We start from the raw sequence: 15,498 nt of genomic DNA on the forward strand, positions 1-15,498 counted from the left end.
CGGGATCCGCAGGGCCCGACGTCGCACGTTCAGCCCTTGAAATAGCCCTTGAACAGGATCTCGCTGATCTTGGTGGTGGTCTCCTGCCCGGTTTCGTAACCGTTCTGGATGACCTTGGTGTTATTCATCAGGGCGAGGGTGTATCGCTCGTGCGGTCCGACGAAGCCGACGGAGTTCATGATCCAGGAGCCGTCGTCGTTGTCGTCGGACCAGCCGTCCTTGTTGCCGGGCCGCGCGGCCGCGCCGGCACCCCAGACTCCCCACTGCTGGTTGACGTCGACGGTGCGCATTTCGCGGACGATGTAGTCGCGGTGCTGACGGGGCAGCTTCGTCAGGACGTAGTTGACCAGCCGGTCCAGGTCGTTCGCGGTGGTCAGGATCCAGCCCCAGTGATGCGGGTGCTGGTCGGTGAACCGCATGTCGGTCATCCCGTACGACGGGAAGCGCTTGGCGAACTCGGCCTCCCCGCCGTACCGGGTCCACAGGGTGTGGGCGGCGGCGTCGTCGCTGGAGTTGAGCATCCGGTGGATCAGGTCCCGGTCCTCGGCGGTCAGCTTGACCGCGCCGGAATCGTTGCGCAGCAACAGGTCGACGACCATGGCCAGCTTCGGCGTGGAGCAGGCCCAGATGAGGGTCCCGGCGGCCGCGCTCCGGTAGACGGCACCGGTCCAGCGGTCCCGGAGGACGATCCCGGTCTCGCCGGGCCTGCTGTCGGCGTAGGCCTGGGCCCGTGCGATACGCGCCTGGAGTTCCCGGTCGAAGCGGGTCGTCGCGCCGGCGGGTGAGGCGGGTGTCAGCGTGAGTATCGCGAGCGTCGCGGCCAGCATGACCAAAAGTCTCTTCATGTGTTCCCCAGGTTTCGTATCGGTCCTTCTCGAGCCTTCAGGCGTTCACAGGTACAGGAGGTTGCCACAACCCGTCGAACAGTGACGGCGGTCACTCTCCGGTGTCGTACACGAAATCTACGACGTAGATCGCGTGTATACACCGCTTTGGCAGTTTGGGCTCATGTCCGACACCATTTCCGGGGACACCCGGGCACTCGCCCTGCCGAACCTGCTGCGGGGCGCGATCGAGGCCGCGCGGGACGAAGCCGACAAGCTCGGCCGTCTGCCGGGCCATCTGGTCACCGAACTCCGCGACGCCGGTGCGTTCAGCCTGTTCACTCCCGCCGAGTACGGCGGACTGGAGGTGTCGCTCACCACCGCGCTGACCGTTTACGAGCGGTTGGGCCGGATCGACACCTCGGCCGCCTGGGTCGTCTGGAACGCCAACTTCGGTTTCACCGCGGCGATGCTCGGCGAGGCGGGTGCGGCGAAGGTCTGGACAGGTGGCCCGGAACCGGTGCTGGCGAACGCGGGCCAGCCGGGCAAGGCCGTCGTGGTGGACGGCGGGTACCGGCTTTCCGGGCAGTGGGGCATCGTCAGCGGGATCGAGTCGGCCGAGTGGTTCGTCCCGCTCGCCGTCGTGATGGACGGCGAGCAGCCCGCGACCACCGAGGCGGGCAAACCGGATGTGCGCCTGTTCCACGTCCGCCAGGACCAGCTGAAGATCGAGCACACCTGGGACGTCAGCGGCATGCTCGCCACGGGCAGCCATCGGGTGGTGCTCGAGGACGCGTTCGTCCCGGCCGAGTTGACGGCGAACATCGACGACCCGCTGCGGCTGGACCGGCCCACGTATCGGCTCAACCCCATCCTGCTGGTCTTCGCCGGCTGCACCGCCGTCGCGCTGGGCACGGTCGAGGAGGCCATCGACGAACTCGTCGCGCTCGCCCCCGGCAAGACGACCCCGTTCGGCGGTCTGCTCGCCGAGCAGCCCCACGTTCAGGAAACGCTGGCCCGCCACGAAGCCGCGGTCCGTGCCGCGCGCCTGTTCCTGTTCGACGTGGCCCGGCGGATCGACGAGGCCGCCGAGCGGGCCGTGCCGACCACTGTCGCCCTCCACGCCGATCTGCACTCGGCCATGGCCCACGCGGCGGCGGTCGGCCGGGACGCGCTGGTCGCGATGTACCGGTTGGGCGGCTCCACCTCGCTCTACCGGGGCAATGCCCTGGAACGGCTGCACCGCGACGGGATGGTCGCGCTGCAGCACGTCAACCAGGCGCCGGAATTCTTCGGCGGTTCGGGACGGGTCCGGCTGGGTCTGGAACCCGGTTTGCCCCTGTTCTGAAGCCGGTTTCGCGCAGGCGCGTCGACCGTCGGTACGTGCCCGGTGGGGTGCCGTACTGCCGCTTGAACGCCACGGCGAAAGCGAATTCCGAGTGGTAGCCGACGGCTTCGGCGATGGTGCTGAGCGGTGTGTCGGACTCGCGCAGCAGCCGGGCCGCGGTCGTCATGCGCCACCAGGTCAGATAGCGCACCGGTGGCCGGCCCGCCAGTTCGGTGAAGCGCCTGGCGAACGGTGCCCTGGACAGGCCGGCGCGTTCGCCCAGCGACGCGACGGTCCAAGGGTGCGCCGGGTCCCGGTGGATGGCGTGGAGGGCCGCCGCGATGGCGGGGTCGCGCAACGCGGCCGCCCAGCCGGTTTCGGGGTCGGTCGGCGTGCCGTCGAACCAGGCGCGCAGGGCGTAGAGCAGCAGCATGTCCAGGAGCGCGGGAATGGCGGCGTCGGTGCCGAGCCTCTGCCGCTCCACTTCGGCGCCGAGCATGTCCACCACGGTCTTCAGTTCGGTACGACCGTCGGCACGGGAGTCGAGGTGGAGGACTTCGGGCAGGTCCTGCAGCAAGGGGTGATGGCCCTCGGGGGCGAGTTCGTAGGCGCCGCACAACGTCACCGTGGATCGTCCCGCGGTGTCGGCGATCGCGAGGGGAGGGCTGTCGTCGGCGGCAGGGGCACACGCCTGGGTGGTCGGTGACGTGGCCGGGCCGTCGGCGAGCACGTGCCCGCGTCCGTGTGGCAGGAGCACGACGTCACCCGCGACGAGCCGTATCGGTGCGGCATCGGCCGGGAGGAGAACACAGCTGCCCCGCACCACCACCCGGAATCCGACGGCGCCGGGAACGGGCGCGAACTGCTGCGCCCACGGGCCGTCCCAGGCGACGAGGGCCGACCTCGGCCTGCCGGTGCGCACCACCGACAGCACATCGCTCAGCACGTCCACGATGGTCGACCCTACGCGTTCGAAGACGATCGCGAAGGAAACAAGCGGCTTTGGCACATGGTTCGTCTCGGCCGGGGACTTTACGGTCGAGATCATGAAAGCCGCACGAATTCATCAGCACGGCGACGCGAACGTCATCCGGATCGAGGAGGTCGCCCGGCCGGTTCTCGCGGAGGGCGAGGTGCTGATCAAGGTCGCCGCCACCTCGTTCAACCCGACCGAGGCGGCTCTGCGCGCCGGTGCGTTACGCGACCTGGTGCCCGTGGACCTGCCGCACACACTGGGCTGGGATGTCGCCGGCACGGTCGTCGAACTCGGCGGGGGAGTGCGCACGCACGCTGTCGGCGACCGGGTCATCGGCTGGATCGACGGCGCGGCCGCGGAATTCGCCGTGGCCGACGCCTCGGCGATGGTCGCCGCGCCCACCGTCGTCCCCCTCGCCGACGCGGCGGCGCTGCCGCTCGCCGGGTTGACGGCGTGGCAGGCGATCGAGCGCGGCCGGCTCCTCCCGGGTGAACGGATCCTGATCAACGGCGCAGGTGGCGGGATCGGCGGTTTCGCCGTCCAACTCGCCAAACGCGCTGGGGCACAGGTGATCGCCACCGCCAGTCCCCGCAGCAGGCACACGGTTCTGCGATACGGCGCCGATCAGCTCATCGACTACACCGCCACCTCCCTCGGCGACGCGCTCGACGGTCAGGTCGACGCCGTCCTGAACCTCGTGGGCCTCGACCGGCGGCAGGCCGACGCGCTGGTTCCGCTCGTGCGCCCCGGAGGCCGCGTCATCTCGGTCACCAACGAGATCGACGCACCGCGCACCGGCGGCGTGACCACCACGCATGTCTTGGTCCGCAACGACTCCGCCCAACTCGCCGAACTGGTGGCCATGGTCGACAGCGGCGCGATGGCCATCGACGTCGCCGAACGGCACCCGCTCGGCGAACTCGTTTCCCTGCACCGCAGAAGCGAGACGGGCGACATCCGCGGCAAAGTCATCGTCCTCCCGGCTACCTGATCACGAGGTTCACCGGCTGGGCCGGGCGGCGATCGCGGCCGCCACCAGGGCGGCCGCGAAAAGCGCGTACGAGGCGAGCAATCCGGTGCCGGAGGAACTCAGAGCGCCACCGACGGCCCGGCCGAGCAACTGTCCGACACATTCCGCGGTGATGACGGCGGTCGCCAGTTCCGCGGCGCTGAAACCGTTCGAGTCCGCGGTCGTGGCTCTGATGTACAGGCCCGGATAGGCCAGTCCGACGCCGATTCCGGCGACGGTCCAGGCGACGAGGGCCACGGGAAACGAACCGCCGAAAGCGACGACGGCGGTGCCGAGGGCGGTCAAACCCAAGCCCACGGCGGGAAACCGCGCCGAGGTGAACTTGGTGGCCACCAGGCTGGTCACCGCCCAGCCCAGCGGGGCGGCGCTCAGGACGATCGCCGCCTGCCCGAGGCTCACCTGGAACACGCTCGTCAGGAGCACGGTGATCAGGCTGTCCGCGCCGAAATAGCCGATCGCGAACAGCACCATCGCGCCGAGCGCGGCCGGGGTTCCGGGCCGGAGCCGCGCGGTACCGGCGGGCAGGATCGCGATCATCCCGACGACGGTGATCGCCGCCCCGGCCAGCGCGATCGGCCACCTGCCCATGCTGAACACGACACAGGCCGCGCCCAGCGGCACCGACAAGGTCCGCAGCAGCGGGCGCGGTACCTCGTCCGTGGGTGGTTCTCCGCGAGCCGCGCGCACCACCAGCAACCGTCCGAAAAGGACGAACGGCACCGGCAGCACCAGGGTCCACCGCCAGCCGACGAGATGTTCCAGGCCGAGGGTGGCGGCCGGGCCGACCAGCGCGGGCAGGATCCACATCGCCGAGGACGCCGCGATCACGCGGATCCGCAGCCGGTCGTCGAGATGCCGGATCGCCGAACTGACCCCGAAAACCGCGAGGAGACCGCTGGCGAGCCCGGCGGAGAACTGGCCGAGCGCGAACATCCACGCCGTCTGCGACACGGCGGCCAGGAACAGCCCGCCGAGGTAGGCGATCATCCCGGCGGCGAGGGTGCCGCGAGGCCCCAGACGGCCGAGAACCCGGCTCGCCAGGGGGAGCGCGACGAACAGGCCCAACGTCGACCCGGCGATCAGGAGGCCGAGGCTGTTCTTCGCGTCGAGATCGGCGGCGACGACGGGCAGCAGGGTCGACGCGACGAACCCGGTCACGGCGGCCGCGAACTCGAGCGCGACGATGCCGACCGCGAGGAAAAGCGGTCCCGCGCGCCGGGTCTCGGTCACGTGTAGAGGTCTCGTTCGTACAGGTTGAGCTGCACCCAGACACCGTCGGGATCCTGGACGCGCATCGAGTACCCGAAGCCCTCGTCCATCGGCGGTTCCGGCTCGAATCCGGCCGCCCGCAGGCGTTCCGCGACGTCCTCCAGCGGTTCGCCGACCTCGAAGGCCAGCTCGCACCGGCCCACGTCCTCGCCCGACGACTGGTGGATGGCCAGCATCCCGCCCTCGGCGGGCAATTCGACCCAGCCGCCAGGGCGCGACACCGAACCGACCCGCAGGCCGAGCGCCTCGTAGAACCGCGTCATGGCAGCGACATCGGCGCTGTACCGGATCGGCATGACCTTCATCGTTCGCGTTCCTCACTGGTCCGCAGGTAGTCCTCCAGCACCCGTTCGACGAACGACGACAGCGATTCGTCGGCATCGACGGACGCGTGCTTCACCCGCTTGATGAGGTCGGGCGGCAGGTAGACGTTGAATTGCCGTTTCTCGACCTGAGCCATGACATGATGCTAGCAAATGAGCATCCTGTCATGCGAGCGATCGAGGAGCACGAGGGGAATCGTGACCAGCGCCAGGGCCGCGCCGATCCACGGGATGGCGGTCAGCGAAGCCCCCAGGTCCAGCGCCCCGGCGGCGAAAGCAGGCGTGAGACTGATGCCGAGCTGGAAGGCCGAGACCGTGGTCGCCCCGGCGAGGGTCGGGGCGGAGGCGGCGAGCGTGAACACCCGCCCGTAGAGCGCCGGGTTGACCACGAAGGCGGCGACGCCCAGCAGGAACACCAGCGGCACGACGACCCACGCGGAGTCCGCGAAGAGAGCGAGCAGCGCGGAGAACACCGCGATGCCGAGGACGCCGCCGAGCAGCGCGTGGTGCGGGCGCCGGTCGGAGATCCGGCCACCCACGGACAACCCGGCGAAGGCGCCGACCCCGAACAGCGCGAGGACCGCGGGAATCCAGACCGCGGGAACGACGTCCGACAACATCGCCGACAGGTAGTTGAAGGACACCATGTAGGCGGCGGTGCTCAGGATCGTGATGGCGTAGACGCCCCACAGGCGCCAGGAACGCATCGCGCCCAGTTCCCCCGAAAGGCTCGGGGCGGCGGACGCGGTGGCGGGCAGACCGGCGGCACAGGCGACCACGCCCACGACCGTGAGCGCCACGACACCCCAGAAACCGCCCGTCCAGTCCGTGAGGTTGCTGAGCAGGGTGCCCGCGGGGCCTCCGGCGACCATGGCGACGCTGAGCCCGGCGACGACGACGCCGGAGGCGCGGGCGTTGCGGTCGGGCGTCACCAGGCTGATCGCGGTCACGGCGGCGACGGCGAAGAAGCCGGCGTAGGCGAGACCGGCGACGAACCTGGTGACCAGCAGGATCCAGTAGTCGTCGGCGAGCAGGCCGGTCGCGATGGCGGCGGCGAAGACGGCCTGCGTGGTCATCAACGCCGTCCGCCGCGGCCATTTCAGGCTGAGCACGGCGAACGGCGGGCCGCCCAGGACGACGCCGAGGGCGAACGCGGTGATGAGCACGCCCGCGGACGACAGGGAGACACCGAGGTCGGCGGCGGCCGAGGGAAGAACCCCGGCCATCAGGAACTCGGCGCTCCCCATCGCGAACAGGCTGAAGGCGAGGAGATAGACCCCGGCGGGGAGCCGTTTGGTTTCGATCATGGCGCCAGCGTCGGCGCCTTCTGGCTGTTTCGGCAAAGAACTTTGCCGGTATCGGGACGAGCTGCTGTGCTGGAGGCATGGAGAGCCAACCCACTGTCACCGCCGCGATCGAACTGATCGCGCCCAGACTGCGCCGCGCCCGGGAGAAGAAGGGCACGACGCTGGTGGAACTCAGCCGTGCCACCGGTATCTCCACCAGCACCCTGTCCCGCCTCGAATCCGGCGGGCGCAAGCCGAGCCTCGAACTGGTGCTGCCGGTCATCGCCGCACTCGGCCTGCGCGTCGACGAGATCGTCTCGTCGCCGAGGGTGCTCGAACCACCCGAGGACGGCCGGGTCCTCATCCCGCTCACGCGGCACGAAAACGGGCCGAGGGCGTACAAGATGACGATCCCCGCGGGCGACGACGAACCCCGCCCGCGCACGCACACCGGCCGTGAATGGCTTTACGTGCTTCGGGGCAGGCTGCGGCTGGTGCTCGGTGACCAGGACGTCGTCCTCGGCCCCGGCGAGGCGGCCGAGTTCGATTGCCGGACGCCGCACTGGTTCGGCGCCGCCGGCCGCGGGCGGGTCGAGGTGCTCAGCCTGTTCGGCAAGCAGGGCGAGCGGGTCCACGTCCGGGCCCGCACCCGATGAGCTGTATGTCCTCTCACTCGGCGGAGGCGAGGGTGAGCCGGTCGTCGTAGGGAAAGCGGTCCTTCTCGTCTGCCGGTAGCGGACCGCGGACGAAACAGCGGTGCAGCAACAATTCCCGGCGCTGGTCCAGTGGCACGGTGGCTTGTTCAGGCGAGCCGGGCGGGTCGACGGCGATGTCCACCTCGCCGTCCCAGTTGAGGTGCAGGCCTTCCACATCGGAGTAGAACCGGGTGAAGGAGGTCCGCCACTGCGAGTTCGAACCCCAGCCGTGCGACAAGTCGTCGGTGGGGCGCGATGCTCGGCGAAAAGTGAAGTATAGCGTCGAAGTCGTGGCCACGGTGGCGTCGATGAGGTGCCGAGGCGCTCGCACTCGCACCCCGGCCCGGCTGAACAACAGGTCACCGAACCACAAGCCTGGCCACAGCACCTCTTCCACGGTCACGTTCGTCGCCGACGGGTCCTGCACCACCGCGACGATTTCGTGGTGGAACGGGGAGAACGCGCCGGCGTGGTCGAACGGGACCAACCCGATGCCGGAGAAGAACTCCGTGTGCGTGGCGGACGTGTTTCCCGGCGTACAGAACCGTTCGATCAGATAGTCGCTGATCCGGCCGAGCCCGTACAGCTTCATGATCCGCCACAACTGCTCGTCGTCCCCGGTGTATCCGCCGACAGGTATTCGTTCCCGTTCACGCAGCGGTTCCAACTCGGCCAGGTGGTCGGCCGCGATCGACCGCTGACCGTCCAGGTACGTCCGGCACCCGCCTGCGTCGTCATCGAGTTCGAGCAAGCCTTCGTAAACCTGACGGAAATATCCCCGGTCGAGTTCCACGGCGCGATCATGACAGCGGGCTGCCAGGGGGGCGTCAGTGCCCTGTGCGGGAGATGCCAGCGGGCGGCGGCAGCCTGCGTGTCGAGGACAGGGCACAGCTCTGGTCCGAGACGGAAGGACAAAAGCATGAGTGATCTCGTGGTGCACGACGTCGTCATCGTCGGCGCCGGCCCGGTCGGGCTCTTCCTGGCGATCGAGCTCGCGACCGCGGGAGTGAAGCCGCTCGCGCTGGAGCGGCTCGTGGAGCCCGACCGGGGGATCAAGGCCGCCGCGATCGGCGCGGTGGCTGTCGAGGCGCTGGAGCGACGCGGGTTCGCGCAGACGCTCGAGGCGGAACAGGCGAAGCTGCTGGCGAAAGCGGCACCTGCCGGATCCGGACCGGTGAGGAAGCCGGGCGGTCATTTCTCCGCGTTGTTCGTGATCGACCAGGATCTCCAACGCGACCCGGATCGCCACAGCCGCATGGTGCCGCAGGAGGTGCTCGAAAGGATCCTGACCGCGCGGGCGGGCGAACTCGGGATCGAGATCCGCCGTGGTGTCACGGTGGAGGACTTCAAACAGGACGACGACGGCGTGACCGTGCGGACGAGCACGGGTCCGTTGAACGCCCGATACCTGGTCGGTTGCGACGGCGGCCGGAGCAGCGTCCGCAAGCTGGCCGGTTTCGAGTTCCCCGGCACGGAGCCGACCATCACCGGCTACCAGGCCGTCATCGAGTTCGACGGTCCGCCGCCGGATCGGCGCGCGCCGGTCACCCAGGCGGAGGTCGAGGCGTCGATCCAGCGGGTGAGCGGCACCGACGTCCGGATCCTGTCGATGTCGAAGGCGACGCGCTGGTCCGACAACGCGCGGCAGGCGACGACCTACCGCAAGGGCCGGGTTCTGCTCGCGGGCGACGCCGCGCACGTCCACTCACCTCTGGGCGGCCAAGGCCTGAACCTCGGGCTCGTCGACGCGGCGAACCTCGGCTGGAAGCTCGCCGCGGCGGTGAACGGGCGTGATCATCTCCTCGACTCCTACACCGCCGAGCGCCATCCCGTCGGCGCGCGCGTCCTGGAGAACACCCGTGCGCAAGTCGCGTTGATGCGTCCTGACCCGCTCACGAGCGCGCTGCGCACCGTCGTGAGCGACCTGATCACGCTGCCCGACGGCAATCGCCACATCGGCGAGATGCTCTCGGGTGTCGGCATTCGCCACGATCTCGGCGACGACGACCCGCTCGTCGGCACTCTCGTGAAGGATCAGCTCCTCACGCTCGCGGACGGCGATGAAGAACGGCTCTACGCGCTGGCGGAGAAGGGCGGTGGACTGTTCGTCTCGCCCTCGGAACGGCCGCTCCCACCGACTGTGCGCCACGTGGGGACCAAGGAGGGCCCGTCGATGCTGGTCCGTCCCGACGGCTGCGTCGCGTGGACGGAGTCGTCGTCCAAGCCGCTCGAGGAGGCGCTCACACGCTGGTTTTCTTGAGGGACAAGGCAAGGCGAGGTGTCAGGCTCGCTCGCCGGTGTGCCGGCTTCGGATGTTGTGAAAGCCACGTTCGCAACCTTCAACGTTGCGAACGTGGCTTTCACAACATCTGGACCTTGGCGCCGACTGTGTGGATTTCGGGGCGTTGGATGACCAGAAACCCATACAGTCCCGTGTGACTGGTCCGGTCTCGACGGGGTGTGTGGGAATAGGGACGTTGAACGTCCCTATTCCCACACACCCCTCACCCTGAGTAGCACTCGCGCCCTCGTCGGCCACGTCAACCGGACACCTTGCCTTACGGCTCAATAACCCTATTTGCCACTCACGACCTCGGTCCTGCCTGGTTCAGGCCTGCTGCTCGGTCAGGCCGCGGGTCGTGACGACCCGGGCGCTGCCGTCGGCCAGCCGGTAGGACAGTCCGGCGATCGCGGTCTCCCCGGCTTCGATCTTGTCGGCGAGCAGCCGGGAGCGGTCGGCCAGGAGGTCGACGGTGTGCCGGATGTGCTCGTCGATGATGTCGTCGTCGCCGGTGAGGCCGGCGGCGCGGGCGGCGAGGATGCTCGGGGTGACCCGTTCGATGACGTCACGGACGAAGCTGTTGGTGCCGAGCCCGTCGGTCAGCGCCGCGCGGGTCGCGGCGACGGCGCCACAGGAATCGTGGCCCAGCACGACGACCAGGGGACAACCGAGGACGCTGACGGCGTACTCGATGCTGCCCAGCACCTCCGAGCCGGCGACGTGGCCGGCGGTGCGGACGACGAACAGGTCGCCCAAGCCGCGGTCGAAGATGATCTCGGCGGCCAGCCGTGAGTCGGAACAGCCGAAAAGGACAGCGAAGGGACGCTGTCCGGGGGCTGTTTCGGCTCGGCGGGTGGCGTCCTGGTTCGGGTGCTCCGGGGTGCCCGCGATGAATCGCCGGTTACCGGTGAGCAGAAGGTCGAAGGCCTCGGAAGGGGTCGGCGGCGCGTCGCTCATGAACCGGACGATACCGGCGGCTGTCAAGATCAGCATCTCGGTCAGGTGCGTGTCAGCGCCGTGACTGCGCGGTGTCAGCGCGGGAGGTGATCGTGGTCCTCGGGCTCCGCGGCTGATCCCGGAGCCCGGGATTTCGTTTTCTGGAAAGGAACACGGTATGACCGAGGGGACGAACGAGACCACCGGACCGCGCTTCGGTGGTGACGTCGAGGACGGCTGGGGGAAGGTCGCCGACGCGTTCCGCGCGAACTTCGAGGGAAGTCCTGGGGAGGTCGGCGCCGCGTGCAGTGTGTACGTGGGCGGCCGTCCCGTCGTCGATCTGTGGGGCGGTCTCGCCGATCGGGAGGCGAACCGGTCGTGGGACAAGGACACGATCGTCCAGGTCGCGTCCACGACGAAGGGCGCTGCCGCGATTTGCGTGCATCTGCTGGTGCAGCGCGGTGAACTGGATCTGGACGCCCCGGTGGTCCGGTACTGGCCGGAATTCGGTTCCGGAGGCAAAGAAGGGATCCTGGTGCGCTGGTTGCTGTCGCACCAGGCCGGTCTGCCGGTCGTGGACGGACCGCTGACCTTCGAGCAGGCGTGTGCCTGGGATCCGGTCATCCGGGCGCTCGAGACGCAGAAACCGTTGTGGCAGCCGGGTACCGAGCACGTCTACCACGCGGTCACGTACGGCTTCCTGGTCGGGGAAGTCGTGCGCCGGATCACCGGCAAGTCGCTCGGCACGTTCTTCGCCGAGGAGGTGGCCGCGCCGCTCGGGCTCAGCGCCTGGATCGGGCTGCCGGAGGCGGAAGAGCCAAGGGTGGCCCGGTTCGAAGACGCGGCTCCGTTCACCGTGGAGGAGTTGCTCGCCGGCATGATCGCGACGACCGGGCTCGACGCGGAGACGGTCACCGCTTGGGTCGAGTCCATGTGGACCCCGGACGCGGTCCAGATGCGGGCCGGAGTTCTCGGTGGCGCCCTGGATCCCGCGACCGGCTACTTCCGCACCCGTGCCTGGCGCGCGGCGGAGTTCCCGGCCGCGAACATGATCGCCGACGCGGGATCGCTGGCGCGGATGTACGCCGCCACTGTCAGCGACGTCGACGGCTTGCGGCTGCTCGATCCGTCGACGGTCGAAACGATGACGGCGATCCAGACGGACAAGACCAAGATGTACGGGTTGCCGCCAGGGCTGGACATCCCGGCCGACCGCTCCTTCAACATGTCCCTGGGGTTCTGGCGGGCCTGCCCGCCCATGCCGATGCTCGGGCCGGGTTCCTTCGGCCATCCCGGTTCCGGCGGATCGATCGGTTTCGCCGACCCGGACGCCGGTGTCGGCTTCGGCTACGTCACGAACCTCTGGAACTACCGGCCCGACGACACACGGGCGGCGAACCTGGCCAACGCCGTCCAGGCCTGCCTCGGATGACGGCTTAGCCGAGTCCGTGAAGGCCTCCTTCACTACCTTCAGGGTAGGTAAGGAGGCCTTCACGGACCTGCCGCACGCACCAGGGCCAGAATCGGCGGTGTGCAGTTCGCCATTCTCGGGCCTGTCGAGGCCCGCCGTCCCGACGGGAGCCTGGTCGCCCTCGGCGGCCCTCAGCTGCGCGGGCTGCTCGCGCTCCTGGCCCTCGACGCCGGACGTGTCGTCTCCGCCGGGCGGCTGATCGACGGCTTGCACGGCGACCATCCGCCCGAGGGGGCCGCCGAGGCGTTGCAGTCCCAGGTTTCGCGGCTTCGCCGTCGGTTGCGGGACGGCGGCGCGCCCGACGGTCTGGTCGAGTTCACGTCCGCCGGGTACCGGCTGGCCGTCGACCCCCAGGACGTCGACGTTCACCGGTTCGAACGGCTCATCACGCGGGCTCGGGAGACTCCGGACCCGGCTGCCGCGCACGAGTTGTTCGCCGAGGCCTTGGCTCTCTGGCGCGGCCCGGCGCTCGACGGGCTCGCGGACGCGCCGAGCGCGGCCCGGCTGGCCGAGTTGAGCCTGGCCGCGGTGGAGGATCAGGTCGAGGCGGGCCTCGCCCTCGGTCGGCACGAACAGCTCGTCGCCGAACTCCGAGAACTCACCGGTGCGCATCCGCTGCGCGAACGGCTCACCGGTCAGCTCATGCGGGCGTTGACCGGTAGCGGCCGTGCCGCCGAGGCCTTGGCCGTCTTCGCCGAGATCCGCGAGCGCCTCGCCGACGAACTCGGCGCCGAACCGTCGGCGGAACTCGCGGACGCGCACATGGCGGCCCTGCGCACCGCCGCACCTGGCCCGCTCCGGCGGGTTCCGGTGCCGCTGACCGGGTTGATCGGCCGCGCCGGTGAGCTCGGCAGACTGGCCGAGGCGGTGCGTGACTCCAGGCTTGTCACGCTCACCGGGCCGGGTGGCGCGGGTAAGACCCGGCTGGCCGTCGAAGCCGCGGCAGGTCGATCGGGTGAAGTGTGCTTGGTGGAATTGGCGGCGACGACCGAGGTGGCGCGGGCGGTGCTCGCCGCCCTGGGGTTGCGCGAACAGGGCGTGCTGGTGCCGGGCGCGGCGCCGGAGCCCGCCGACCGCCTGGTCACGGGACTCGCCGACCGGCCGCTGCTGCTGGTCCTCGACAACTGCGAACACGTCGTCGCCGAGGTCGCGCTGCTGGTACGGCGGCTGCTCGGCGAGTGCGCGGGCCTGCGCGTGCTCGCCACCAGCCGCGAGGCGCTGGGCCTGACCGGCGAGACGCTGGTGCCGGTCGGCGCGCTGTCCGCCGAAGCGGCGGAACGGCTGTTCGCCGAGCGGGCCGCGGCGGTCGCGCCCGGTGTCGTTCCCGATCCGGCCGCTGTCACGCGGATCTGCGCCGCCCTCGACGGCCTGCCGCTGGCGATCGAGCTCGCCGCGGGTCGCCTGCGGTCGATGTCCGCGGACGACGTCGCCGCCCGGCTCGACGACCGCTTCCGGCTGCTGTCCCGCGGCGAGCGGACCGCCGAGCAGCGGCACCGGACCCTGCGCGGTGTCGTCGAATGGAGCTGGAACCTCCTGGAACCCGGGGAACGACTGCTGGCGGGCCGGTTCGCGGTGTTCGCCGGGGGAGCCCGGCTCGGCGCGGTCGAGCGAGTGTGCGCGGTGCCCGGCACCGACGTCGTGCTGACCGGTCTCGTCGAGAAGTCCCTCGTCGAATTCGACGGCGGCCGGTACCGGATGCTGGAGACCATCCGGGCGTTCTGCGGCGACCATGGCGAAGACCGCCGCGCGGCGCACGCGCGGTACTTCCTCGACCTCGCCCGCGCGGCCGAGCCGAAACTCCGTAGCGCGGACCAGTTGACGGCGCTGGCGGAGCTGACCACCGAGCACGCCGACCTGCACGCCGCGCTGCGCTGGAGCGTCACCGAAGCGCCGGAAACCGCGCTGCGGCTCATCGCGGCGTTGACCTGGTACTGGTGGCTGCGCGGGCTGCGGAGCGAGGCGGCGCCGTTCGCGGACGCCGTTCTCGCCGCCGTCGGGCCGGAGCCGCCGCCGGGACTGTCCGAGGAGTACGTCCTGTGCCTGATCCACGCGTCGGCCACGGACGTGGACATCGAACCGATCCTGCGGATGTCCGAGGAACCGCTGAAGCATCCGTATCTCTTTCTCCTGTGGGCGTTTTCGCCGCGTAGCAAGGCGAAGGAGGGGGAACGGCTCGCCGCGCGGATCGGCCCGGACGCCTGGTCGCAGGCGTTCGCGCGGATCGGGGACGGTCTCGGCGCGCAGTACCGCGGACGGGTCACCGAGGCCGAATCCCACTTTTCGGCGGCGTTGGACGGGTTCCGCGCCCTGGGTGACCGCTGGGGCCAGGCGAGCGCGCTGGAGAAGCTGGCGGAGTTCGCGGACTGGCGCGGCGACCACCCGCGGTTCCGGGAACTGATGGACGAGTCGATCCGCCTGGCCCTCGACCTCGGCGCGGTCGAAGACACCGCCGACCTGCTCTGCCGCCGCGCCGAGGGGGTGCTCCAGGCCGGGAACGTCGAGGCAGCCAGGGCCGACTACGAAGCCGCCGCCGAACAGGCCCGCGCCGCGGGCACGCCGTTGACCCTCGCACGGGCCCGCGGCGGACTGGGCGAGATCGCCCGGCGCTCGGGCGACCTCGCCGCGGCCCGGCGGTGGTACGGCTCGGCGCTCGGCCTGGCCGTCGATCCGGTGACCGGTGGGGAGACGCGAATCCACCTGTACACCGGTTTCGGCTGGACGGCGGTCGCGGAGGGGAACCTCGACGAGGCGACCGAGTCGCACCAGGAGGCGCTCGCCACCGCGCTCGAGTACGCGAACCTGCCGGGCGCGGCCCAAGCGGTCGAAGGGCTCGCCGGTGTTCTCGCGGGGCGGGGTGAAGACGAGCGGGCCGCGTTCCTGCTCGGCGTCGCCGTCGGGCTGCGCGGCGCCCCGGTGATCGGGGACCTCGACGTCGACGCGGTCACCGCGCGAGTGACGGCGCGCATCGGCGCCGCCAGGTACGGCGAGGCCTTCGAACGCGGCCGCGAAACACCTCCTGAACAGGCGATCCGGACCTCCGGTCAGCGGCGGTTCACGCTCGGTTCGTGAACGGTCAGCGG

At 70.2% G+C, this 15,498-nt stretch carries 14 protein-coding genes; 6 read left to right on the forward strand and 8 right to left on the reverse strand.

The window, feature by feature from the left end; translation table 11 throughout:
• Positions 1 to 29: 29 nt before the first annotated feature.
• A complete protein-coding gene (locus B0293_RS03855) occupies positions 30 to 845 on the reverse strand; it encodes a serine hydrolase (RefSeq protein ID WP_005163655.1) in 816 nt (271 codons plus the stop codon).
• A 163-nt stretch (positions 846 to 1,008) separates the two neighbouring features.
• Between B0293_RS03855 and B0293_RS03860 the strand changes: the two genes are divergently transcribed.
• Entirely contained in the window at positions 1,009 to 2,172 is a 1,164-nt protein-coding gene (locus B0293_RS03860; protein ID WP_005163651.1) for an acyl-CoA dehydrogenase family protein, read from the forward strand.
• On the opposite strand, the gene B0293_RS03865 is transcribed toward B0293_RS03860, so the two are convergent.
• Complete coding sequence (locus tag B0293_RS03865; RefSeq protein WP_077241244.1) at positions 2,096 to 3,103, reverse strand: AraC family transcriptional regulator; 1,008 nt, start codon at positions 3,101 to 3,103, stop codon at positions 2,096 to 2,098. The two genes, B0293_RS03860 and B0293_RS03865, sit on opposite strands and share 77 nt — an antisense overlap.
• A gap of 94 nt (positions 3,104 to 3,197) precedes the next feature.
• Between B0293_RS03865 and B0293_RS03870 the strand changes: the two genes are divergently transcribed.
• The gene (locus B0293_RS03870; RefSeq protein WP_005163649.1) at positions 3,198 to 4,118 is read left to right on the forward strand and encodes an NADP-dependent oxidoreductase; all 921 of its coding nucleotides are present in this window, start codon (positions 3,198 to 3,200) and stop codon (positions 4,116 to 4,118) included.
• Positions 4,119 to 4,127: 9 nt separating this feature from the next.
• Here B0293_RS03870 and B0293_RS03875 read toward each other — a convergent pair whose 3' ends face one another.
• From B0293_RS03875 to B0293_RS03890, 4 genes are read right to left on the reverse strand one after another with little or no spacing between them, the layout of a single operon-like run.
• On the reverse strand, positions 4,128 to 5,387 hold the full coding sequence (locus tag B0293_RS03875) for an MFS transporter (RefSeq protein ID WP_005163647.1): 1,260 nt from the start codon (positions 5,385 to 5,387) through the stop codon (positions 4,128 to 4,130).
• Complete coding sequence (locus tag B0293_RS03880) at positions 5,384 to 5,731, reverse strand: VOC family protein (protein WP_005163641.1); 348 nt, start codon at positions 5,729 to 5,731, stop codon at positions 5,384 to 5,386. The genes B0293_RS03875 and B0293_RS03880 overlap by 4 nt, the downstream gene beginning before the upstream one ends.
• The gene (locus B0293_RS03885) at positions 5,728 to 5,886 is read right to left on the reverse strand and encodes a hypothetical protein (RefSeq protein WP_005163639.1); all 159 of its coding nucleotides are present in this window, start codon (positions 5,884 to 5,886) and stop codon (positions 5,728 to 5,730) included. The genes B0293_RS03880 and B0293_RS03885 overlap by 4 nt, the downstream gene beginning before the upstream one ends.
• Positions 5,887 to 5,895: 9 nt before the next feature.
• Positions 5,896 to 7,056 (reverse strand): MFS transporter, encoded by a 1,161-nt coding sequence (locus B0293_RS03890; RefSeq protein WP_005163636.1) that lies wholly within the window; start codon positions 7,054 to 7,056, stop codon positions 5,896 to 5,898.
• Positions 7,057 to 7,133: 77 nt separating this feature from the next.
• On the opposite strand from B0293_RS03890, the gene B0293_RS03895 reads away from it, so the two are divergent.
• Positions 7,134 to 7,691, forward strand: a complete 558-nt coding sequence (locus B0293_RS03895; RefSeq protein ID WP_005163634.1) for a helix-turn-helix domain-containing protein — start codon at positions 7,134 to 7,136, stop codon at positions 7,689 to 7,691.
• A 13-nt stretch (positions 7,692 to 7,704) separates the two neighbouring features.
• Here B0293_RS03895 and B0293_RS03900 read toward each other — a convergent pair whose 3' ends face one another.
• Positions 7,705 to 8,523 (reverse strand): hypothetical protein, encoded by an 819-nt coding sequence (locus B0293_RS03900; protein ID WP_005163632.1) that lies wholly within the window; start codon positions 8,521 to 8,523, stop codon positions 7,705 to 7,707.
• Positions 8,524 to 8,649: 126 nt separating this feature from the next.
• On the opposite strand from B0293_RS03900, the gene B0293_RS03905 reads away from it, so the two are divergent.
• Positions 8,650 to 9,990: an FAD-dependent monooxygenase gene (locus B0293_RS03905; protein WP_005163630.1), complete on the forward strand. Its 1,341-nt coding sequence runs from the start codon at positions 8,650 to 8,652 to the stop codon at positions 9,988 to 9,990.
• 348 nt (positions 9,991 to 10,338) lie between these two features.
• Here the strand turns inward: B0293_RS03905 and B0293_RS03910 are convergent, their stop codons facing one another.
• Entirely contained in the window at positions 10,339 to 10,968 is a 630-nt protein-coding gene (locus B0293_RS03910; RefSeq protein WP_039919204.1) for a carbonic anhydrase, read from the reverse strand.
• Positions 10,969 to 11,125: 157 nt separating this feature from the next.
• Between B0293_RS03910 and B0293_RS03915 the strand changes: the two genes are divergently transcribed.
• The gene (locus tag B0293_RS03915; RefSeq protein WP_005163627.1) at positions 11,126 to 12,379 is read left to right on the forward strand and encodes a serine hydrolase domain-containing protein; all 1,254 of its coding nucleotides are present in this window, start codon (positions 11,126 to 11,128) and stop codon (positions 12,377 to 12,379) included.
• Positions 12,380 to 12,478: 99 nt separating this feature from the next.
• The gene (locus B0293_RS03920) at positions 12,479 to 15,487 is read left to right on the forward strand and encodes an ATP-binding protein (protein ID WP_005163625.1); all 3,009 of its coding nucleotides are present in this window, start codon (positions 12,479 to 12,481) and stop codon (positions 15,485 to 15,487) included.
• The last annotated feature ends 11 nt before the right edge of the window (positions 15,488 to 15,498 follow it).

This window comes from Amycolatopsis azurea DSM 43854 (assembly GCF_001995215.1).
GTDB lineage: Bacteria > Actinomycetota > Actinomycetes > Mycobacteriales > Pseudonocardiaceae > Amycolatopsis > Amycolatopsis azurea.